Annotated in this window: 2 protein-coding genes; one reads left to right on the top strand and one right to left on the bottom strand. The window is 41.3% G+C overall.

All coding sequences use genetic code 11. The annotated features are described in order from the left end of the window. On the top strand, positions 1-241 hold a 241-nt coding region (locus tag CWC18_RS20805), incomplete at its 5' end, for a protein-L-isoaspartate O-methyltransferase family protein (RefSeq protein ID WP_434063447.1). Positions 242-244: 3 nt separating this feature from the next. Here CWC18_RS20805 and CWC18_RS21310 read toward each other — a convergent pair. Beyond that, positions 245-431: hypothetical protein (locus tag CWC18_RS21310; protein ID WP_212747757.1), on the bottom strand; the 187-nt coding region annotated here is incomplete at its 5' end.

Consider the following 431-nt stretch of genomic DNA (forward strand, 5'->3'; position numbering starts at 1 on the left):
TGGGTTTGCCGGGTTACCCACGTATGGGCCCTTTACAAAAATATTGATCACTTGCGGGGCACCACATATTCCTCAAAAATTAATAGAGCAACTCGCCCCCGGCGGTATTATGGTAATACCGGTTGATGAAGGGGGAGCGCAGCGAATGTTGCGAATAAAAAAACTCCCCGATGGCTCTCTTTTAGAAGAACGTTTCGAGGAGTTTTCTTTCGTACCTATGTTAGCAGGTAAGAATCATTAATATTTATTGTTGTATCATATCCAAGCCACCGCCCTGGTCGGCCTTGGTATTTTTTCTCTTGAAAAGATTTAAATCGAATTTACCAAAACGGTAACTGAAATTTAAACGTATCACTTGAGGGTCCCTTCTTCTTTGTGTTACCTGATTAAAAAAGCTACTCTCTGAATATTGTTGGAAAACTTGAGAACGG

Origin of the sequence: Pseudoalteromonas aurantia (assembly GCF_005886875.1) — a bacterium.
In the GTDB taxonomy this organism is placed as follows: Bacteria; Pseudomonadota; Gammaproteobacteria; order Enterobacterales; family Alteromonadaceae; genus Pseudoalteromonas; species Pseudoalteromonas aurantia_A.